This window comes from Massilia sp. UYP11, from assembly GCF_050434805.1.
Lineage (GTDB): Bacteria > Pseudomonadota > Gammaproteobacteria > Burkholderiales > Burkholderiaceae_D > Telluria.
This window is the reverse complement of the sequence record NZ_JBNDJE010000002.1, coordinates 601,281-620,926: the sequence shown is the minus strand read 5'-3', so window position 1 is coordinate 620,926 and position 19,646 is coordinate 601,281. Positions and strand designations below refer to the sequence as shown.

20 protein-coding genes are annotated in these 19,646 nt (G+C 68.6%); 18 read left to right on the top strand and 2 right to left on the bottom strand.

Features of this window, described 5'->3' with window-relative positions; translation table 11 throughout:
• Positions 1 to 2 precede the first annotated feature (2 nt).
• On the bottom strand, positions 3 to 2,282 hold the full coding sequence (locus tag ABIB38_RS06225; RefSeq protein ID WP_429202690.1) for a penicillin-binding protein 1A: 2,280 nt from the start codon (positions 2,280 to 2,282) through the stop codon (positions 3 to 5).
• A gap of 218 nt (positions 2,283 to 2,500) precedes the next feature.
• Here ABIB38_RS06225 and ABIB38_RS06220 point away from each other — a divergent pair, with 218 nt between their 5' ends.
• The gene (locus ABIB38_RS06220) at positions 2,501 to 3,547 is read left to right on the top strand and encodes an SDR family oxidoreductase (protein WP_429202688.1); all 1,047 of its coding nucleotides are present in this window, start codon (positions 2,501 to 2,503) and stop codon (positions 3,545 to 3,547) included.
• Between the two features lie 100 nt (positions 3,548 to 3,647).
• Positions 3,648 to 4,463, top strand: a complete 816-nt coding sequence (locus tag ABIB38_RS06215) for a transporter (RefSeq protein ID WP_429202686.1) — start codon at positions 3,648 to 3,650, stop codon at positions 4,461 to 4,463.
• Positions 4,464 to 4,568: 105 nt separating this feature from the next.
• Here ABIB38_RS06215 and fnr read toward each other — a convergent pair whose 3' ends face one another.
• The gene (fnr, locus tag ABIB38_RS06210; protein ID WP_429202684.1) at positions 4,569 to 5,330 is read right to left on the bottom strand and encodes a fumarate/nitrate reduction transcriptional regulator Fnr; all 762 of its coding nucleotides are present in this window, start codon (positions 5,328 to 5,330) and stop codon (positions 4,569 to 4,571) included.
• Positions 5,331 to 5,528: 198 nt separating this feature from the next.
• On the opposite strand from fnr, the gene ABIB38_RS06205 reads away from it, so the two are divergent.
• The 16 genes from ABIB38_RS06205 (at position 5,529) to ABIB38_RS06130 (ending at position 19,629) form a co-directional block, all read left to right on the top strand.
• On the top strand, positions 5,529 to 6,212 hold the full coding sequence (locus ABIB38_RS06205; RefSeq protein WP_429202683.1) for a TorD/DmsD family molecular chaperone: 684 nt from the start codon (positions 5,529 to 5,531) through the stop codon (positions 6,210 to 6,212).
• Positions 6,199 to 6,414 carry a formate dehydrogenase gene (locus tag ABIB38_RS06200; protein ID WP_429202681.1) on the top strand — a complete coding sequence of 72 codons (216 nt, stop codon included), beginning with the start codon at positions 6,199 to 6,201 and terminating at the stop codon, positions 6,412 to 6,414. The genes ABIB38_RS06205 and ABIB38_RS06200 overlap by 14 nt, the downstream gene beginning before the upstream one ends.
• 17 nt (positions 6,415 to 6,431) lie before the next feature.
• A complete protein-coding gene (locus ABIB38_RS06195; protein ID WP_429202679.1) occupies positions 6,432 to 9,251 on the top strand; it encodes a formate dehydrogenase subunit alpha in 2,820 nt (939 codons plus the stop codon).
• A 15-nt stretch (positions 9,252 to 9,266) separates the two neighbouring features.
• Positions 9,267 to 9,950, top strand: coding sequence for a formate dehydrogenase FDH3 subunit beta (gene fdh3B, locus ABIB38_RS06190; protein WP_429202677.1), 684 nt, complete (start codon positions 9,267 to 9,269; stop codon positions 9,948 to 9,950).
• On the top strand, positions 9,947 to 10,189 hold the full coding sequence (locus ABIB38_RS06185; RefSeq protein ID WP_429202675.1) for a hypothetical protein: 243 nt from the start codon (positions 9,947 to 9,949) through the stop codon (positions 10,187 to 10,189). Before fdh3B ends, ABIB38_RS06185 begins: the two co-directional genes overlap by 4 nt.
• Positions 10,190 to 10,198: 9 nt before the next feature.
• Complete coding sequence (locus tag ABIB38_RS06180; RefSeq protein WP_429202674.1) at positions 10,199 to 11,302, top strand: formate dehydrogenase subunit gamma; 1,104 nt, start codon at positions 10,199 to 10,201, stop codon at positions 11,300 to 11,302.
• Between the two features lie 9 nt (positions 11,303 to 11,311).
• Positions 11,312 to 11,752, top strand: a complete 441-nt coding sequence (locus tag ABIB38_RS06175; protein WP_429202672.1) for a hypothetical protein — start codon at positions 11,312 to 11,314, stop codon at positions 11,750 to 11,752.
• On the top strand, positions 11,749 to 12,288 hold the full coding sequence (locus ABIB38_RS06170) for a hypothetical protein (protein WP_429202670.1): 540 nt from the start codon (positions 11,749 to 11,751) through the stop codon (positions 12,286 to 12,288). The genes ABIB38_RS06175 and ABIB38_RS06170 overlap by 4 nt, the downstream gene beginning before the upstream one ends.
• 10 nt (positions 12,289 to 12,298) lie before the next feature.
• Entirely contained in the window at positions 12,299 to 12,742 is a 444-nt protein-coding gene (locus tag ABIB38_RS06165; protein WP_429202669.1) for a DUF3305 domain-containing protein, read from the top strand.
• Positions 12,739 to 13,260: a DUF3306 domain-containing protein gene (locus ABIB38_RS06160; protein ID WP_429202667.1), complete on the top strand. Its 522-nt coding sequence runs from the start codon at positions 12,739 to 12,741 to the stop codon at positions 13,258 to 13,260. Before ABIB38_RS06165 ends, ABIB38_RS06160 begins: the two co-directional genes overlap by 4 nt.
• Positions 13,257 to 14,942, top strand: coding sequence for a 4Fe-4S binding protein (locus ABIB38_RS06155; protein ID WP_429202666.1), 1,686 nt, complete (start codon positions 13,257 to 13,259; stop codon positions 14,940 to 14,942). Before ABIB38_RS06160 ends, ABIB38_RS06155 begins: the two co-directional genes overlap by 4 nt.
• Before the next feature lie 117 nt (positions 14,943 to 15,059).
• On the top strand, positions 15,060 to 16,748 hold the full coding sequence (locus tag ABIB38_RS06150) for an AMP-binding protein (RefSeq protein WP_429202664.1): 1,689 nt from the start codon (positions 15,060 to 15,062) through the stop codon (positions 16,746 to 16,748).
• 22 nt (positions 16,749 to 16,770) lie between these two features.
• Positions 16,771 to 17,265, top strand: a complete 495-nt coding sequence (locus ABIB38_RS06145; protein WP_429202663.1) for a VOC family protein — start codon at positions 16,771 to 16,773, stop codon at positions 17,263 to 17,265.
• A gap of 38 nt (positions 17,266 to 17,303) precedes the next feature.
• Positions 17,304 to 17,855, top strand: coding sequence for an SET domain-containing protein (locus ABIB38_RS06140; RefSeq protein ID WP_429202661.1), 552 nt, complete (start codon positions 17,304 to 17,306; stop codon positions 17,853 to 17,855).
• 48 nt (positions 17,856 to 17,903) lie between these two features.
• A complete protein-coding gene (gene pncB / locus ABIB38_RS06135) occupies positions 17,904 to 19,100 on the top strand; it encodes a nicotinate phosphoribosyltransferase (RefSeq protein ID WP_429202659.1) in 1,197 nt (398 codons plus the stop codon).
• A gap of 70 nt (positions 19,101 to 19,170) precedes the next feature.
• The gene (locus tag ABIB38_RS06130; RefSeq protein WP_429202842.1) at positions 19,171 to 19,629 is read left to right on the top strand and encodes a DUF4019 domain-containing protein; all 459 of its coding nucleotides are present in this window, start codon (positions 19,171 to 19,173) and stop codon (positions 19,627 to 19,629) included.
• The last annotated feature ends 17 nt before the right edge of the window (positions 19,630 to 19,646 follow it).

The window sequence follows — 19,646 nt, the reverse complement described above, 5'->3', positions numbered from 1 at the left end:
TGCTACTGCGTCGCCTCGCCGGCCGACGAGAGGGTGCCCATCAGGGCCTCGAATCCGTCGCCTGCCTCTGGCGGGCGTTCCTGTTCCGCATGGTCGGCATACTCGGCATACACCCAGTCGCCGCCGGCGCGCGCCACGCCTTGCGGCGGCAGCGGCTCGTGCTGCGCTGTCTTCGCCAGCGCCACGCGCATGAAGTCGATCCACATCGGCAGCGCCAGGGTCGAGCCGAATTCGCGGCCGCCGAGCGAGCGCGGCTCGTCGTAGCCCATCCACGCGACCGCCGCCACCCCGCCGCCGTAGCCGGCGAACCAGCCGTCGACCGCGTTGCTGGTGGTGCCGGTCTTTCCGGCCAGGTCATGCCTTTGCAGTTGGCGCGAGGCCGCCGCCGCGGTGCCGACGCGGGTGACGTCGCGCAGCATGCTGTCGACGATGAAGGCATTGCGCTCGTCCAGCACCCGGGCGCTTTCCTGGCGCGGCCGTGGCGCCGCATGCTCGAACAGGACCTTGCCGTCGCCATCCTGGATGCGCGCGATCAGCCACGGCTGCACCCGGTAGCCGCCATTGGCCAGCACCGCATAGGCGCCGGCCATCTGCAGCGGCGTGACGGCGCCGGTGCCGAGGCCAAGCGTCAGGTTGCGCGGCTGGCGCGCGGCGTCGAAGCCGAAGCGCGCCAGGTGCGCGCGGGCATAGTCGACGTCCAGCGCGTGCAGCATCCGCACGGTGGGCACATTGCGCGAGCGCGACAGCGCGTGGCGCACCGTGACCGGACCCTCGAACACATTGTCGTCGTTGCGCGGCGACCAGTTGGCATGGGCCTGCCCGGCGTTCAGCTCGAGCGGTTCGTCGAGGATCTGCGTGCCCGGGAAGAAGCCGCGTTCCAGGCCCGCCGAATAGACGAAGGGCTTGATGCTCGATCCCGGCTGGCGCCAGGCCTGGGTCACGTGGTTGAACTGGTGGACCGAGTAATCGAAGCCGCCGACCAGCGCGCGGTAGGCGCCGGTGTCGGTGTCGAGTGCCACGAAGGCGGCCGCCACCTCGGGCAGCTGGGCGATCGACGGGGCGCCGCCGGCGGGCCTGGCCAGCCGGATGACGGCGCCGGGCGCCAGTCGCGTCGCCGGCCTGGCCTTGCCCGACAGGGCGCCAGCGGCGAAGGCCAGCCCCGCTCCGGTGATCTCGACGGCCTCGCCGTTGGCAAGCAGGGCGCGCACCCGCCTGGGCGAAGCGGCGACGACCACCGCCGCGCTCAAGCCGTCGACAAAGGGGCGTTTCTGCAGGGCGGCGGCGATCGCGTCCAGTCTTTCGCCGGCGCCGGCCGGCAGCGCGATGCGCGCTTCCGGGCCACGGTAGCCGTGGCGGCGGTCATAGGCGAGCACGTTGCGACGTACCGCTGCGTAGGCCGCATCCTGCTCGGCGGCCACGATGGTGGTCGTCACCGTGATGCCGCGCTCGTAGGCCGCCTGGCCGAACCGGGCATGGACGGCCTGGCGCGCGAGCTCGGCGACCCAGGCCGCGCGCCGATTCAGGGTGGCGCCGTCGCTGCGCACCTGCAGGCGCTCGGCCAGGGCGTGGCGGTACTGCGGTTCGGTGATCAGCGCCAGTTCGCGCATGCGCCCCAGCACGACCTGCTGGCGCTTGCGGGCCGCCTGCGGATTCGATACCGGGTTGCTGCTGGAAGGGTTCTGCGGCAGGCCGGCCAGCATCGCGATCTCGGCCAGGGACAGTTCGGGCAGCGGCTTGCCGAAATACGTGCGCGCCGCGCTGGCGAAGCCGTAGGCGCGCTGGCCGAGGTAGATCTGGTTCAGGTAGACCTCGAGGATCTGGTCCTTGGACAGCGCCTGCTCGATCTTGTAGGCGAGGGCGACCTCGCGCAGCTTGCGCGGCAGGGTCTTGTCGCGCGACAGGAAGAAGTTGCGCGCCACCTGCATCGTGATGGTCGAGGCGCCCTGGCTGCCGAAGTCGCCGATATTGGCCTTGGCCGCGCCGAGCGCGCGGATCCAGTCGACCCCGCCGTGCTCGTAGAAACGGGTGTCCTCGATCGCCAGCACGGCCGCCTTGAGCAGCGCCGGCACCCTGGATACGGGGACGAACTCGCGCCGCTCGGCGCCGAATTCGCCGATCAGGACCTGGTCGGCGGTGTACACGCGCAGCGGGATCTTCGGACGGTAGTCGGTGACGGCCTTGATGTCGGGGACCTCCGGCAGGATGGAGGCGCCGGCCACGCGAGGGGCGGTCGCGAGCAGCAGGGAGCAGAACAGGATGACGAGGGAGCGGGGTGATTTCATGACGGCTTCGTGGACGGTTGGTCGAACGCGGCCGATCTTACTGTCGCGCGCCGCCCGGGTCATGCGCAAAGGCCCAGGTAGCGCGACATGCCCCAGAGCGCAGCGTCTGGCGCTACCTTGGTAGCGCCGTCGGTGGGCGGCGCATTCGGGGCAGGGGCCGACGCGGGTCGCACGGAACGGGTATCCTTGCGCCAGTCGATTTTAATCAGGAGAGATGGATGAACACCAAATACAGCGCACTGGTCGTCGGCGCCAGCGGCATCATCGGCCATGCGGTCGTGCGCGAGCTGCACGGACGACCCGACTGGAAGGTGCGGGCCTTGCCGCGCACCTTCGTGGACGGCGTCGAGACCGTCAAGGCCGACCTGACCGACGCCCAGGCCAGCGCCAGCGCCCTGGAAGCGGCGCGCGATACCACCCACGTGTTCTACGCCGCGCTCAAGGGCGGGACCGACCTGCTCGACGAGGAGCGGATCAACGCCGGCATGCTGCGCAACCTGCTCGACGGCCTGAAGGCGGTCGGCGCCCCGCTGCAGCGCGTGGTGCACTATCAAGGGGCCAAGGTGTACGGCGTGCACCTGGGCCACGCGCAGGCGCCGTTCTACGAGGACGACCCGCGCCACATGACGCCCAACTTCTATTATGCCCAGGAAGACCTGCTGCGCGAGCGCGCCGCCGCCGGCGAGCTCGAATGGTCGATCCTGCGGCCCGACGTGGTGGTGGGCGACATCGCCGGCAATCCGATGAATATCGCGATGGTAATGGGCATGTTCGCCGCGCTCAGCAAGGACGCCGGCGCGCCGCTGCGCTTCCCGGGAACCGACAAGGTGTATTCGGGGGTGCTGGCCCAGACCACCGATGCCGACTGGATGGCGCGCGCCAGCGTCTGGGCGGCGCTCGATCCGGCGGCGCGCGGCGAAGCGTTCAACCTGGTCAATGAACCGTTCCGCTGGGAGCGCGTGTGGCGCCAGGTGGCGGCGGCCTTCGACATGGAAGTGGGACCCACGCAGCCATTCTCGCTGGCCAGGCAGATGCCGCTCAAGGCGGCGGCGTGGGAGCGCATCGTGCAGCGCCACGGCCTGCAGTCGATGCCTTTCGAGAAGCAGGTCGGCTGGTGGTTCGGCGACTTCGTGTTCAATACCGAGTTCGACATGGTGTCGGACATGGGCAAGATCCGGCGCGCCGGGTTTACCGAAGCGGTGGAGCCCGGCGCGACGATCGTCACCGCCCTCGAGCGGCTGCGCGCTGCAAAATGGCTGCCCTGACGGTGTAGCTGGCGCGGGCGCCGACGGCGTAGAATGGCCGGGTTGCGACGGCGCCGGCCCTGCCTTCGCATCCTGTGTCCAATCTCGCCTATCCGACCGCATGATTTTTCCACCATCCCTTACGCGCCCGCGCCGTCAGGCAGCGCTCCTCGTGCTGGCTTGCAGTGCCGGGGCGGCCCTCGCCGATGACGGCGACGCCATCAATCCCGACCGCCCCGACGTCGCCAACTCCAGCCAGGTGGTCGGCCATGGCCGCTTGCAGCTCGAGATCGGCGTCGACTGGGCTCGCCAGCGCAACGACGACCTGCACGTGCGCACCTTGAGCACGCCGGCGCTGCTGCGTATCGGCCTGGGAGACACGACGGAACTGCGCGTCGAGACCGACGGCCGCAGCATCGAGCACGCCGTCGATCCGGCGACGCGCGCACGCACCACGAGCGCGGGCTGGAACGCCACGTCGATCGGATTCAAATGGCGTTTTGCCGACGGCGAGGGCGTGCGTCCTGCGCTGGGGCTGATCGGCGCCATCGCGCTGCCGACCGGCAGCGCGGCACTGCGGGCCAAGGGTGTCCTGCCGCAGATGGTGCTGGCAGCGGAATGGGAGCTGCCAAACGGCTGGTCGCTGGCCGTGACGCCGGGCGCCGGCGCCGATGTGGACGATGACGGCGCGCGTTACCGCTACGCAATCCTGGCGGCGTCGCTGGGCAAGAAATTCACTGAACGCGTCCAGGGATTTTTTGAAGTGGCGGCGCCGCAGATCGCCTCGGCGTCGCATGGCTGCGATCGGGTGCAGGTCGACGCGGGCGTGAGCTGGCGACTGAACAGGAATTGCCAGGTCGATGCGATGGTGGTGCATGGGCTGAATCGGCATACGCCCGATCTGGGCCTGGCGTTCGGGTTATCGGTGCGACGCTGAGGCCGCAGCGGTTGCATCGGTCATCCGCGGTGCAGCCGATCGCCCCGGCGCACGCGGTCGTCACTGCGCAGGTGCAGCTCGCAAGAGAGCCGCGGCGTCATGGCTTCACGCCATCGGGCTGCAGGCGTCGGTGCCGGCCGCCAGCGCCTTGAGCTTGACCGGATCGAGCAGCGTCACTTCGCGCCTGTCGACGTGGAGCCAGCCCTGCTTCCGAAAGCGCGACAGCAGGCGGCTGACGCTCTCGATGGTCAGGCCCAGGTAGTTGCCGATGTCTTCGCGCGACATGCGCAGCTGGAAGCGGTCGGCGGCATAGCCGCGGGTGGCGTAGCGCGCCGACAGGTTCACCAGGAATACGGCGAAGCGCTGCTCGGCGCGCATGTTCCCGAGCAGGAGCATGACGTTCTGCTCGCGCGTGATTTCCTGGCTCATGATGCGGTGAAAGTGACGCAGCAGGGTCGGCACCTCGCCGAACAGGTCTTCCAGCCGCGTGAATGGAATCTCGCACACCTCCGAGTCTTCCAGCGCCACCGCGTCGCAGTGGTGGGTGCCGCTGATCGCGTCCATGCCCAGCAGTTCGCCGGCCATCTGGAAGCCGGTGATGTGGGCAGCGCCGGCGGCGTTCACCAGGCTGGTCTTGAAGTGGCCGAAGCGCACCGCGTACAGGTTGCGAAACGGCTCGCCCACGCCGTACAGGCGCTCGTCGCGCGCGAGCCGGCGGCGCCGGCCGATGATCTGGTCCAGGCGATCGATCTCGGCGTCGTCGAGGCCCATCGGCAGGCACAACCGGTGCATGCTGCACTGGGCGCAGGACTTGAGCGCATGGAGGTTCAGGTGCGGCTCGGCTTGCCGGGGCAGGGGCTGGCTCATCAGGAATGGTCGTTGTTGTTCGGCACACCGGGAATTATAGACGCCTTGCCTGGCTGATCCTCCTGCACTGCCGCTCGTCGAATTTCTTGCAAGAATTGTGATGCACGCTGCCGGAATGCGTTGGCCGCAACTGTGCGCGCTCGATATGAATCGGCGTCTACACTTGGTCCACAACTTGGACAACTGGAGTGATCGACAGTGTCATCTTCAAGTGCGAGCGGGTCCGCCGATACCGCCTTCTTCGCGGTTGCCGCGCCGGCCGCACCGCCCAGCGGCGAAGACCAGGCCAGGGCCGACCTCTACGCCTTGCTCTCGCGCCTGCTCCTCGCGGCGCCCGACGCCGCCTTGCTCGCCGCGCTCGCCACCAGCGATCCGATCCTGGCCGAGGGCGGCGATCCGGCGCTGGAACGCGCGTGGGAGCCATTGACCCTGGCGTCCGGCGTCATGGACGCCGAGACCGTCCACGCTGAATTCAACGCGCTCTTCGTCAGCATCGGCACGCCGCCGGTCGACCCGTATGGCTCGCGCTACCTGGCCGGCTACATGAACGACACGCCGCTGGCGCTGCTGCGCGCAGACCTGGCGCGGCTTGGCCTCGCGCGCATGCGCGGCCGGGGCGAGTTCGAGGACCACCTTGGCGCGCTGTGCGAGACCATGCGCGTGCTGGCCGCCGGCGCCCCCGGCATCCGGCGCCAGCCGCTGGCGCTGCAGCGGCGGTTCTTCGAGGCCCACATCGGCGGCTGGTGCATGCGCGCGCTGGACGACATCGCCGCTGCCGACGGCGCCAACTATTACCGCCTGGTCGCGCGCTTCGCGCAGGCATTCCTGGCAATCGAGGCGGAAAGCTTTGAAGTGGAAGGGGAGACCGATGAGCAAGCATGACCAACAGACGCCGGGCCAGCCCGATCCGGCGCGGCGCTGCTTCCTGAAGGCGGCTCCGCTGGGCGCGCTGGCGGTGGCCGCCGCCGCCCCGGCAAGCGCGGCCCTGGAGGCCGCCCCGGCGGCGCCCGACCCCAGGGTCAAGCGCGGCTACCACGAGACGGAGCACATCCGCCGCTACTACGAGACCGCCGCCTACTGGTAGGCAAGCCGAGGTATCCCATGTCACTGGTCAAGTCTACGCGCGACAGCGCCCTGAAGCGGCGCCACTTCCTGGTCGGGGCCGGCGTCGCCGCCGGCGCCGGCGCCCTGGCGCGCCACCTGCCGCTGAACGTGATCGAAGCGGCCCAGGCCGATCCGGTGCCGAATACCCCGGTGCCCACCGAGGTCAAGCGCACCGTATGCAGCCACTGCTCGGTCGGCTGCTCGGTGGACGCGGTGGTCGCCAACGGCGTCTGGGTGCGGCAGGAGGCCGCCTTCGATTCGCCCATCAATATGGGCGCCCACTGCGCCAAGGGCGCCTCGGTGCGCGAGCACGCCTTCGGCGAACACCGCCTGCGCTATCCGATGAAGCTGGTGAACGGCAAGTACCAGCGCATCTCCTGGGACCAGGCGATCGACGAGATCGGCGACAAGCTGCTGCAGCTGCGCAAGGACGCGGGGCCGGATGCGCTGATGGTGATCGGCAGCTCCAAGCACAACAACGAGCAGGCCTACCTGCTGCGCAAATGGGTGTCGTTCTTCGGCACCAACAACTGCGACCACCAGGCGCGCATCTGCCACTCGACCACGGTCGCGGGCGTGGCCCAGACCTTCGGCTACGGGGCGATGACCAACTCGTTCAACGATCTGCACTACAGCAAGGCGGTGCTGTTCATCGGATCCAACCCGGCCGAGGCGCACCCGATCTCGATGCTGCACTTCCTGCACGCCAAGGAGCTGGGCGCCAAGATGATCGTCATCGATCCGCGCTTTACCCGCACCGCGCGGTTCGCCGACCACTACGTGCGCGTGCGGCCCGGCACCGATATTCCGCTGGTGTGGGGCATGCTGTGGCATATCTTCAATAACGGCTGGGAAGACAAGAAGTTCATCGAAGAGCGCACCTGGGGCATGGAGGACGTGCGCGCCGAGGTCATGAAGTGGCCGCCGGCGAAGGTGTCGGACGTGACCGGCGTGCCGGAATCGGCCGTGCGCATGGCGGCCGAGATGCTGGCCACCAACCGTCCTTCGTCGGTGGTCTGGTGCATGGGCATTACCCAGCACCATGTCGGCACCGCCAATGTGCGCGCGCTGTCGATCCTGCAACTGGTGCTGGGCAATATTGGCATCCCGGGCGGCGGCGCCAACATCTACCGCGGCCACGACAACGTCCAGGGCGCGACCGACGTCGGCCCCAATGCCGATTCGCTGCCCGGCTACTACGGCCTGGCCGAAGGCGCCTGGAAGCACTTCGCCGCGGTCTGGGGCGTCGACTACGAATGGATCAAGTCGCGCTACGGTTCCCGTGAGCTGATGGAAAAGCCCGGAATCACGGTGTCGCGCTGGTTCGACGCGGTCAACGAGCAGAACCAGTTCATCGACCAGCCGAGCAATCTGCGCGCCGTGCTGTACTGGGGCCACGCGCCGAACAGCCAGACCCGCCTGCCGGACATGAAGGCGGCCATGCAGAAGCTCGACATGATGGTCGTGATCGACCCCTATCCGAGCATGACGGCGGCGATGCACGGCCGCACGGACGGCGTCTACCTGCTGCCGGCGGCGTCGCAGTTCGAGACCCAGGGCTCGTGCACCGCCTCGAACCGTTCGATCCAGTGGCGCGAGCGCGTGATCCAGCCGCTGTTCGAATGCAAGACCGACCAGGAGATCATGTACCTGTTCGCGCGCAAGCTGGGCTTCGCCGAGGAACTGTGCAAGAACATCAAGGTAGTGCACAACGAGCCGGTGATCGAGGACATCCTGCGCGAGATCAACCGCTCGTGCTGGACCATCGGCTACACGGGCTGCTCGCCCGAGCGGCTCAAGCTGCACATGGAAAACAAGCACACGTTCAACCCGACGACGCTGCGCGCCGATTCCGGCCCGTGCAAGGGCGACTACTACGGCCTGCCCTGGCCATGCTGGGGCACGCCGGAAATGAAGCACCCCGGCACGCCGATCTTGTACGACCTGAGCAAGAGCGTGGCCGAGGGCGGCCTGCCGTTTCGCGCCAACTGGGGCGTCGAGCATAACGGCTCGAGCCTGCTGGCGGCCGACGGCTCGGCCAACAAGCACAGCGAGCTGGACTTCGGCTACCCGGAGTTCGACCACGTGTTCCTGAAAAAACTGGGCTGGTGGGCCGAGCTGACCCCGGCCGAGCAGGCCATGGCCGATGGCAAGAACTGGAAGACCGACCTGTCGGGCGGCATCATCCGGGTCGCCATCGCCCACGGCTGCGCGCCATTCGGCAATGCGCGGGCGCGCTGCAACGTCTGGAACTTCCCCGATCCGGTGCCCGTGCACCGCGAACCGCTGGCCACGCCGCGGCGCGACCTGGTGGCGCAGTACCCGACCTACGACGACAAGGCCAACCACTGGCGCCTGCCGACGCTGTATCAATCGGTGCAGGCGGTCGACTTTTCGAAAGACTTCCCGCTGATCATGACGTCGGGCCGCCTGGTCGAGTACGAGGGCGGCGGCGAGGAAACCCGTTCCAATCCCTGGCTGGCCGAGCTGCAGCAACACATGTTCGTCGAGATCAACCCGCGCGACGCGGTCCAGATCGGCGCCAGGCTGGGCGAGTACGTGTGGCTCGAGACGCCGACCGGGGCGCGCATGAAGATGATGGCGATGGTCACCGAGCGCGTGCCGGTGGGCCTGGTATGGGCGCCGTTCCACTTCGGCGGCTGGTGGATGGGCGAAGACCTGGAGCAGCATTATCCCGAACATGGGGCGCCGATCGTGCGCGGCGAGGCCATCAACACTGGCTGGACCTATGGCTATGACGCCGTGACCATGATGCAGGAAACCAAGGTATCGCTGTGCCGCGTGGTGCGCGCCTGAGCTGAGGAGACCGACATGCCAGCAAGAATGAAATTCATCTGCGACACCGAGCGCTGCATCGACTGCAACGGCTGCGTGACCGCCTGCAAGAACGAGCACGAACTGGCCTGGGGCATCAACCGGCGCCGCGTGGTGACCATCAACGACGGCATCCCGGGCGAGCGCTCGGTGTCGGTCGCCTGCATGCATTGCACCGACGCACCGTGCCTGGCCGTGTGCCCCACCAACTGCATCTACCACACCGAGGACGGCATCGTCCTGCACAGCAAGGACCAGTGCATCGGCTGCGGATACTGCTATTACGCCTGCCCGTTCGGCGCGCCGCAATTTCCCGAGTCGGGCCTGTTCAACCACCGCGGCAAGATGGACAAATGCACGTTCTGCGCCGGCGGCCCGGAACCGGACACCTCGGAAGCCGAGTTCAAGAAATATGGCCGCAACCGCATCGCCGAAGGCAAGCTGCCGGCCTGCGCCGAGCAGTGCGGCACCAAGGCGCTGCTGGGCGGCGACGCCGACATCATCGCCGACATCTATCGCCAGCGGGTCGAGACGCGCGGCTATGGCCCGCAGCTGTGGGGCTGGAAGATCGCCTACGGCAGGCCGAAACGCGGCGGCGCGTACAAGGCCGAGGGCAACTTGCCGCGCGTCAACCAGGACCTGCGCGATGCGCAGAACAATCCGCGGAGGTTCCCGACATGAAGCCCTCAACATCGTGCCCGGTGCGCCTGGTCCCGATCCTGCTGACCGTGCTGCCGGCCGTGCTGCTGGCCGGCTGCCTCGAAGTGGACCAGCACCCGCTGTGGCTGCACGGCGAGTACGCCGGCAAGAAGGACGATCGCCACTACCAGCGCCGCTTCCACAACGACCGGCTGGCCTGGTGGGCCACGATCGAGAACCGCAACGGCAAGCAGAACGAATACAACCGGGCCAACCCCTGAGGAGGCGACATGCGAGCGAACACCAAGGCGTCCCGCGCCGCGCCACTCCTGGCGCTGCGCGCCATGCTGTTCCTGGCGGCGGCGCTGGCCTTGTCGTCCAGCTGGGCCGGCGTCAAGAACGAGCGCGCCACGCCGGCGTATGCCGAAGAGCAGACCATGCTGCAGATCGAGGCCGATTCGGCGGTGCCGGATCCGGGCCTGCTGCAGTCCGAATCGGGCCGCGTGCACATGGACCGCCATTACCTGGGCCAGTACGGCAGCACGGAGGGCAACGTCATCGTCCAGCGCGGCGGCAACACCTGGCGCCACTTGCGCAACGGGCCGCTGGCGAGCATCGCCGGCTTCCTCCTGCTGGCGGCGCCGCTGGCGATCTTCGTGTTCTACCGCACGATCGGCCCGGCCAGCCAGGTGGCCGAGGCCGGGCGCAAGCTGCAGCGCTTCAATCGCTGGGAACGCCAGGTGCACTGGGCCACCGCCTTCAGCTTCATCGCCCTCGGCGTCACCGGCATCATCATCATGTATGGCAAGAAGATCCTGCTGCCATGGATGGGGCACGACCTGTTCTCGTGGGTGGCGATCATCTCGAAATACCTGCACAACTTCGTCGGGCCGCTGTTCATCCTGTGCTCGATCCTGATGTTCCTCACCTTCCTGAAGCGCAACTTCTACAACCGCGCCGACTGGCAATGGGTCAAGCAGGGCGGGGGCATCGTCAGCCACAAGCACGTCCCGGCGGGCTTCTTCAATGCCGGCGAAAAAACCTGGTTCTGGGGCGGCGTGGCGCTGCTGGGCCTGATCATGTCGGTCACTGGCCTGGTGCTCGACTTCGCCGTCGGCCAGACCCGCTACGTGATGCAGGTGGCCAACGTCCTGCATGTGGGCGCCGCGGCGCTGTACATGGCGGCCGCGATGGGCCACGCGTACATCGGCACCTGGGGCACGCCGGGCGCCTATGAGGCGATGCGCTACGGCACGGTGGACGAGAACTGGGCCAAGGCCCACCACCGGTTGTGGTACGAACAGATGAAGACCGGCGTCCCGCCCGGCATGGACAAGGACGGCAACATGGTGCCTGGCCAGGGCGGCCAACCGCGACCCGGTCCGGCGCACTGAGGAATGGTGATGAAACGACGCACTGCATCGACGATCGGCGGCATGGCCCTGGCGGCCATCGTGCTGGCCGCCTGCGACCGCGACCAGGCGCCTGCCGCCAACGGCGTGATCCAGACCAACTACCCCGGCCAGGTCTCGGCCGGCGGCATGACCAGCGGCCAGATCATGGCGCGTACGGCGCGGCCGGAAACCGACGCCACCTATGCCGGCGGCACGCCGGGCACCGCCGGCGGCTCGGGCGGCAATACCAGCGGCGCCGAGACCGGCGGCGCGACCCGGGAAACCGGCCAGGGGCCGTCGAGCGGCGTCACCCAGCCCTCTAGCGCCGGGCGGGAAGGCAGCAATCTGCCGTCGGGCGAGCATCGTCCCAGCGCGCCGGCGCCGGGAAGCACCGAAGCGCCAGCGGCCAGCAATGCCGCGCCCCAGGGGCAGTCAGGAGGGACACGATGATGACCAGGCGATTGCGCGCCTTGCCGGCGCTGGCGTTCGGCTTGAGCCTGGCCGGCGCATCCTGGGCGGCCCTGCCGCCGCCTTCGCCGGCCCAGGCCCAGGCCGCGGCGGCGAAGAAGGCCGAGGCCGACGCCAAGGCGGCCAGGGACAAGGACGCATTGCACGCGTCGATGGACCGGATCAGCGCCCAGTGGCGCCAGCGCGCCGCGCAGGAGGGCTGGACGATCAGGCCGCCGCCGCCCGTGACCGGGCCGCTGGGTGTCGCCGCCTCCGATCCCACCCCGGCCGGCGCCGGCGTGCCGGCGCCGGCCCCTGCCGGCGGCGCCCCCGGCACCTCGGGCGCCGCGCCGGCCACGGCCGCCGCGCCGCGCGGGGCGCGTGCGCTGCACGCGGCCGAAGTGCCGGTCAAGAGCGAGAAGCTGGGCACGGCGCGGCCAAGCGAGGACGTCAAGCAGGGGCCGACCCGGTCCCTGCCGGCCGGCGCCGCGCCGACCGTCAACAAGCATGGCGTCCCCGACGACGCCACGAAGCAGTGAAGGGGCCGCGATGAAAATGGGAAGCATGCCGGTCGCCATCATCATGCAGCGGCGCGCGGTGCGGCACCGCTGGGGCGACATGGACAGCTGGGCTGCGGTGGGCATCGTGCCGGACCGCGGCGAGCTGCCGCGCCTGTCGGTGCTGAGCCAGAGCGCGGAACGCGACGACTACCTGGTGCGCGGCCTCGAACTCGAACTGTACACCGACGAGAACGAAGGCTATTACGAGAACGTGATGGCGCCGGAATCGAAGGTGTTCGTGCTGTGGCGCATGGAAGACGGCCGCGCGATGCCGGCGCGCGCCTCGGTGAGCTATGTCGAGGGCACGCGCATGTTCGATTCGGGCGAAGCGGCCGACGGCGTGACCATGCCGGCCGAGATCTACAGCTGGGTCGCGGGCTACCTGCGCGAGCATTTCACGCCGCGCCCGCGCAAGGGCAGGCAGCACGGATGAGCGCGGACGTCATGGCCGAGGAAGGATTCCTGCGCCGCTGGGCGCGCCTGAAGGCGGCGCCCGCGCCGGCGCCCGAGCCGGCGCCGGCCAGCGTTGCGGAGCCGGCCGGCAGCGCCGCGCCGCCCCTTGCCGCGCTGGAGGACGAACGGGCGCTTCCCACCCTGGACGACGTGGCCCGGCTCACGCCGCAATCCGATTACTCGGTCTTCGTCGCCAAGGGCGTCGACAAGACGGTGCAGCGCATGGCGCTCAAAAAACTGTTCGCCGATCCGGGCTTTGCGGTGATGGACGGCCTGGACATCTACATCGCCGACTACACCCAGTCCGCGCCGCTCACCGACGCCATGCTGGCTTCGCTCAGGCACGCACCGGGGGTGCTGAACCGGCTGCTGGGCGAGCACGAGGATGAGCACGAGCACGCAAATGAGGACAAGCACGAGCACGAGGACGAGCACAAGGACGAGCTTGGCCCGGCGGCCGAAGGCGCGCCGGGCACGCCGACACAAGGGACCCCATGACTAGCCGATTCGACGACGCCGCAGCTTTCGACCCCGTCCAGGACGGCCGCGACCGGGCCGCCCGCCAGGCCGCGCTGCAGGCGGCCCGGGATGTTCCCGACGTCGAGGCGGCCGTCACGGTCGACTACCGTTCGCACGGACGCACGCTGGTGGTGGGCAGCGCGCTTGACGCGCTGGCCCTGGCCGACCGGCTGGCCGGCACCTTGCCGGTCACCGCGCTGCTGCTGGACGAGCCAGGCGGGCAGCCGCGCCCGTATCCGGTGCACAAGGTGGAGAACGTGGCCGTGGCCGGCTGGCTGGGCGCCTTCGAAGCGCGCTGGCGCGCGGCCGGCGAGCCGGTCAGGGAGAGCGGAAAGGGCCGGTTCGACCTGGTGCTCGACCTGTGCCCGGCGCGCCTGATCGCCAGCCACCAGCGCCCGCACGGTTATTACGCACCCGGGCGCGACGAGGCGGCGCGCCTGGCCGCGGTCGAGGCCCTGCAGGGCATGGTCGGCGACTTCGAGAAGCCGAAATACTTCAGCTACAAGGAGCGCATCTGCGCCCATGGCCGCAACGGCATCCACGCCTGCAGCGCCTGCGTCGACATCTGCTCGGCGCAGGCGATCGTGAGCGACGGCGACCGGGTGAAGGTCAACCCGTATCTGTGCGCCGGCTGCGGCGCCTGCGGCGCCGTATGCCCGACCGGGGCCATGAGCTATGTCTATCCGCCGGTGCCGCTGACGGGCAAGCGCATCCAGGCCGCCCTGCGCGCGTTCCGCGCGGCGGGCGGCGCGCAGCCGGTGCTGCTGCTGCACGATGCGCAGGGACGGGACGCGATCGCGCTGCTGGCCGAGCGCCTGCCGGGGCGCATCCTGCCGTTCTCGCTGCACCACGTCGCCTCGACCGGCATCGACGTCTGGCTGGCGGCGCTGGCCTATGGCGCGGCCGGCGTCGCCGTGCTGACGACGGGCACTGAAGCGCCCCAATACGTGCAGGCGCTGGGCGAGCAGATGGGCATCGCCCAGGCCGTGCTCGATGGCCTGGGCTATGCCGGGCCGCACTTCCAGCTGCTCCAGCTGCGGAACTCGGCACTTTCCGCAGCCGAGGAACTGGCGCTCGCGCTGCGTCATGCGCCGCGCGGCGAGGCCCCATCGGCGCCGGCGGTGTTCCACCTGTCGGTCGAGAAGCGCACCACCCTGGACTACGCGCTCGACCACCTGCACCACCACGCGCCGGTGCAGCCGCTGCACATCGAGCTGCCCATGAAAGCGCCGTTCGGCGCGCTGGCCATCGACCGCCAGGCCTGCACCCTGTGCATGTCCTGTGCCGGCGTCTGCCCGGCCAATGCGCTGCAGGACGGGCAGGGCGCGCCGCAGCTGCGCTTCATCGAAAAGAACTGCGTCCAGTGCGGCCTGTGCGCCAATACCTGCCCCGAGGACGCGATCGCGCTGACGCCGCGCATCTCGTTCGCGCCGGAGCGCTTGCAGGCGGTGGTGCTGAACGCATCGCAGCCCTTCCACTGCATCCGCTGCAGCAAGCCTTTCGGCACATTGCAGATGGTCGAGAACATGCTTGGGCGCCTGGGGGCCCACCCGGCGTTCGCGGCCAACCTCGATCGCCTGCGCATGTGCGGCGACTGCCGCGTGATCGACATGATGACGCCCGGCGACGAGATGCAGGTGACGCCGCTGCGGCGCAACTAGATATTACCCAACCGTCAGGCGTCACCGCCGGCCGAATCGGTGGCAGAATGGTCGCAAGGCGGGGGCATCAACCGATGCACCCCGCCATCCACATGGCATAGCGACCAGGAGACACCCATGACGCCAACCCAGCGCTTCGTGCAGGCGCGCGACTTCCTCCAGCGGCACCGGCTCGACTACGACACCGCCTACCGCGATTTCGAGCAACCCGCGCTCGACCGCTTCAACTGGGCGCTCGACTTCTTCGACCACCAGGCCCGAAATAATCACGCTCCCGCCCTGTGGGTGGTCGAGGAAGACGGCAGCGAACGCAAGATCTCCTTCGCCGACATGGCCGCGCGCTCGAGCCAGGTGGCCGAATACCTGCGCAATCTCGGCGTGCGGCGCGGCGAACGGGTGCTCCTGATGCTGCCGAACCGGGTCGAGCTGTGGGAAATCATGCTGGCCGGGATCAAGCTGGGCGCGGTGCTGGTGCCGACCACGATCGCGCTGGCGGGCGACGACCTGGCCGACCGCCTGGAGCGCGGACAAGTGAAACACGTGGTTGCCGAGGCCGGCGAAGCCCACAAATTCGCGGCAATCCCCGGCAGCTACACCCGGATCGCGGTCGGGTGCGCGCATGGCGCGCCGACCGGCTGGCACGATTACGAGGACAGCCACGACGTGGCCAGCGTCTTCGTCCCCGAGGGCGAGACCCGCGCCACCGATACGCTGCTGCTGTACTTCACCTCCGGCACCACCGCGAAACCGAAGCTGGTGCTGCACACCCACCAGAGTTATCCGGTCGGCCACCTGTCGACCATGTACTGGATCGGCCTGCAGCCGGGCGACGTCCACTGGAACATCAGCGCGCCCGGCTGGGCCAAGCATGCCTGGAGCTGCTTCTTCGCGCCGTGGAACGCGGGCGCCACCGTGTTCGTGTTCAATTTCGAACGCTTCAGCAGCCGCGCCGTGCTCGACACGCTGGTGCGGTGCGGCGTGACCTCGCTGTGCGCGCCGCCGACCGCCTGGCGCATGCTGATCAAGGAAGACCTGGCCGCCTGGAAGCCCGCGTTGCGCGAACTGGTCGGCGCCGGCGAACCGCTCAATCCCGAAGTGATCGAGCAGGTCGAGCGCGCCTGGGGCATACGCATCCGCGACGGCTTCGGCCAGTCCGAGTCGAGCTGCCAGATCGGGAACTCGCCGGGCCAGCCGATCAAGCCGGGCTCGATGGGCCGTCCGTTGCCGGGCTACCGCGTCGCGCTGCTCGATCTCGACGACCGGCCGGCGGCGGAGGGCGAAATCTCGGTGGAACTTGCGTCGAATCCGATCGGTCTCATGGTCGGCTACGAAGGCAACGAGGAAAAGACGCGGGAAGTGATGCGGGCCGGCTACTACCACACGGGCGACACGGCGAGCGTGGACGGCGACGGGTATTATTTCTATGTCGGCCGCAACGACGACGTGTTCAAGTCATCCGACTACCGTATCAGCCCATTCGAGCTCGAGAGCGTGCTGATCGAGCACGAGAGCGTGCTGGAGGCCGCCATCGTGCCCAGTCCCGACCCGCTGCGCCTGGCCGTGCCGAAGGCCTTCGTGACGCTGCGCGCCGGGGTGGAGCCGAGCCGCGAGATGGCCGCGGCGCTGTTCGCCTTCACGCGCGAGCGGCTGGCGCCGTACAAGCGGATCCGGCGCATCGCCTTCCGCGAGCTGCCCAAGACCATCTCGGGCAAGATCCGGCGCGTCGAACTGCGCCGCGAGGAAGCGGGGCGCAGCGCCGGCGCCGGGGACACGGCCGAGTACTGCGCGGAGGATTTTCCGGCTTAGCCGTCCTGACAGGAGAACGACCATGCAACTGCACGCGCCGATCCAGCCCTGCCTGTGGTTCGATACCCAGGCCGAAGAAGCGGCCAAGCACTACATCTCGATCTTCCCCGACTCGCGCATCACGCACGTGTCGCACTACGGCGCGGCCGGCCGGGACGTGCACCGCATGACGCCCGGCAGCGTGATGGCGGTGCAGTTCGAAATCGACGGCCAGCCCTGCATCGCCATGAACGGCGGGCCGCTGTTTCGCTTCACCGAAGCCGTCTCCTTCATGGTGATGTGCGACAACCAGGAGCAGATCGATTATTACTGGGAGCGCCTGGGCGAGGGCGGGGATGAGGCGGCGCGCCAGTGCGGCTGGCTGAAGGACCGGTACGGGCTGTCGTGGCAGGTGACGCCGACCGACATCATGTCGTTGATGGCCGGTCCGCACGCCGACGCCGTCATGACGGCGCTGCTGCCGATGAAGAGGATCGACGTCGCCGCCTTGCGCGCCGCGGCCGGACTTTCCCGATGAAGCGTGCGGCCAGTGCGCGCCGATTGACGCCATAATGGATGCATTCATTCAATCGTCCATTCGGCACCCAGATGACCAACAAGAAGAGCTCCACCAAGGGCGGCGGCAAACCCGCCGACACCGACCCGATGGTCGAGGTACGCCAGTCGAGCGTCCACGGCAACGGCGTCTTTGCACTGCGCCCGATCGCCGCCGGCGAACGCATCATCGAGTACAAGGGCCAGCGCATCGAATGGGACGAGGCGACCCGGCGCGCCGAGAAGGCGGGTGGGCCGATCAACCATACCTTCTATTTCAGCCTGGCCGACGGCCGCGTGATCGACGGCGGCCGCGACGGCAACGACGCGCGCTGGATCAACCACGCCTGCACGCCCAACTGCGAAGCCTTCGAGGACGACGGCAAGGTCTATATCCACGCCATGCAGGACATCGAGGCCGGCGCAGAGCTGAACTACAATTATGCGCTGATCTACGACGAGCGCCACACGCCCAAGCTCAAGAAGCTGTTCGCCTGCCGCTGCGGCACCCCCGGTTGCACCGGCACCATGCTGGCGCCAAAGCGATCTTCAAAGCGCCGCGCCGGGAAGTAGGCGACAATACCGCTTGTCGCGCCCGTTGCGCACATGCCTGGAGCCTTGATGAAACCCGTAGTCCGCAGCCTGCTGGAGACCGATCTTTACAAGTTCACGATGTGGCAGGCCTTGCTTCACAGCCACCCCGGCGCCACCGGCGAATACGAATTCCGCTGCCGTAACGAGCCGGCCTACCCGCTGGCCGAACTCAAGGACGACGTCGAGCGCGAGCTTGACTACCTGTGCGGCATGATGTTCACCGAAGGCGAGGTTGCCTACCTGCGCGGCCTGCGCTTCATCAAGAGCGACTTCGCCGACTTCCTCACCCTGTTCCGCTTCCAGCGCAAGTTCATCCGGGTCGACACCGAGGGCCCGCGCCTGGTGATCCGCGCCAGCGGCCCGCTGGTGCACGTGATGGGCTTCGAGATCTTCGTGCTCTACATCGTCAACGAGCTGTACTTCCGCCGCTTCGACCAGCAGGAAGCGTTGCTCGAGGCGCGGCGCCGCCTGCAGTTGAAGATCGACGAACTGCGCGCCTTCGGCGACGAGGCGCCGCGCGCCAATCCCTTCGAGTTCTTCGACTTCGGCGTGCGCCGCCGCTATTCCGGCGAGTGGCACGACGAAGTGGTGACGACCATGGCGGGCGAGCTGCCGCAGTACTTCAAGGGCACCTCGAACGTGTATCTCGCGTATAAGCTCAGGCTGACGCCGATCGGCACCATGGCCCATGAATACCTGCAGGCCCACCAGTCCTTCGGCACCCGCCTGCGCGACTTCCAGAAGGCGGCGCTCGAGAACTGGGTGCAGGAATACCGCGGCGACCTGGGCACGGCCCTGACCGACGTGGTGGGCATGGACGCCTTCCTGGCGGACTTCGACCTGTATTTCGCCAAGCTGTTCGACGGCCTGCGCCAGGATTCGGGCGACCCGTTCGTGTGGGGCGAGAAGGCGCTGGCGCACTACGCCAAGCTGCGCATCGATGCGCGCACCAAGCGCCTGGTGTTTTCCGACTCGCTCACCGTGCCCAAGGCGCTGGAGCTGTACCGTCACTTCGCCGACCGCGTGATGACCGGCTTCGGCATTGGCACCAAGCTGACCAATGACACGCCCCACAAGCCGCTGAACATCGTCATGAAGCTGGTGCGCTGCAACGGCCAGCCGGTGGCCAAGCTGTCCGACACCAAGGGCAAGTCGCAGAGCACCGACGAGACCTTCATCGCCTACCTGCGCCAGGTGTTCAACAAGTACGATGCGGGGGACTGAGGAGCGACTGAGGGGTGACTGAGCCCTGGCGTGCGCAATTGTGTGAGATTGTGCGGCGCCGGGACGCGCTATGCTGTCGGCGTTCGATCCTTTCCACACGGAGTCCGCCATGAAACAGCTCGCACCGATCGCCCTCGCCATGATGTTCGCGCTGCCCGTCGCCGCCGTGCATGCGCAGGAAACCGAACACAGCAAGGCGGGGGTGGCCGCCGCCGGGCACTGGCTCGCGCTCGCCGACGCGAGCAAGGCAGCCGAGACCTGGAGCAGCGCCGGCGCGGTGTTTCGCGCCGCCGTCACCGCCGAGCAGTGGAGCGGCATGCTGGCGGCGGCCCGCGCGCCGCTGGGCGAACTCGCATCGCGCACCCTGGCCAACGCGCGCCATACCCGCACGCTTCCCGGCGCGCCGGAAGCCGACTACGTCGTGATCCAGTACGGCGCCGTGTACGCCAACCGTCCGGGCGTGACCGAGACCGTGGTCACGACCCGCGAGGCGGACGGCTGGAAGGTCATTACCTATCTGATTCAGTAAGCTTCCACAACTCGGCA

Coding starts and splice junctions, on each gene's coding strand:
- ABIB38_RS06160 (WP_429202667.1), top strand. CDS start 12,739: ATGAGCGCGGACGTCATGGCCGAGGAAGGATTCCTGCGCCGCTGGGCG.
- ABIB38_RS06195 (WP_429202679.1), top strand. CDS start 6,432: ATGTCACTGGTCAAGTCTACGCGCGACAGCGCCCTGAAGCGGCGCCAC.
- ABIB38_RS06130 (WP_429202842.1), top strand. CDS start 19,171: ATGCTGTCGGCGTTCGATCCTTTCCACACGGAGTCCGCCATGAAACAG.
- ABIB38_RS06185 (WP_429202675.1), top strand. CDS start 9,947: ATGAAGCCCTCAACATCGTGCCCGGTGCGCCTGGTCCCGATCCTGCTG.
- ABIB38_RS06200 (WP_429202681.1), top strand. CDS start 6,199: ATGAGCAAGCATGACCAACAGACGCCGGGCCAGCCCGATCCGGCGCGG.
- ABIB38_RS06170 (WP_429202670.1), top strand. CDS start 11,749: ATGATGACCAGGCGATTGCGCGCCTTGCCGGCGCTGGCGTTCGGCTTG.
- ABIB38_RS06220 (WP_429202688.1), top strand. CDS start 2,501: ATGAACACCAAATACAGCGCACTGGTCGTCGGCGCCAGCGGCATCATC.
- ABIB38_RS06165 (WP_429202669.1), top strand. CDS start 12,299: ATGAAAATGGGAAGCATGCCGGTCGCCATCATCATGCAGCGGCGCGCG.
- ABIB38_RS06225 (WP_429202690.1), bottom strand. CDS start 2,282: ATGAAATCACCCCGCTCCCTCGTCATCCTGTTCTGCTCCCTGCTGCTC.
- ABIB38_RS06175 (WP_429202672.1), top strand. CDS start 11,312: ATGAAACGACGCACTGCATCGACGATCGGCGGCATGGCCCTGGCGGCC.
- ABIB38_RS06155 (WP_429202666.1), top strand. CDS start 13,257: ATGACTAGCCGATTCGACGACGCCGCAGCTTTCGACCCCGTCCAGGAC.
- ABIB38_RS06145 (WP_429202663.1), top strand. CDS start 16,771: ATGCAACTGCACGCGCCGATCCAGCCCTGCCTGTGGTTCGATACCCAG.
- ABIB38_RS06180 (WP_429202674.1), top strand. CDS start 10,199: ATGCGAGCGAACACCAAGGCGTCCCGCGCCGCGCCACTCCTGGCGCTG.
- ABIB38_RS06150 (WP_429202664.1), top strand. CDS start 15,060: ATGACGCCAACCCAGCGCTTCGTGCAGGCGCGCGACTTCCTCCAGCGG.
- ABIB38_RS06215 (WP_429202686.1), top strand. CDS start 3,648: ATGATTTTTCCACCATCCCTTACGCGCCCGCGCCGTCAGGCAGCGCTC.
- fnr (WP_429202684.1), bottom strand. CDS start 5,330: ATGAGCCAGCCCCTGCCCCGGCAAGCCGAGCCGCACCTGAACCTCCAT.
- fdh3B (WP_429202677.1), top strand. CDS start 9,267: ATGCCAGCAAGAATGAAATTCATCTGCGACACCGAGCGCTGCATCGAC.
- pncB (WP_429202659.1), top strand. CDS start 17,904: ATGAAACCCGTAGTCCGCAGCCTGCTGGAGACCGATCTTTACAAGTTC.
- ABIB38_RS06140 (WP_429202661.1), top strand. CDS start 17,304: ATGCATTCATTCAATCGTCCATTCGGCACCCAGATGACCAACAAGAAG.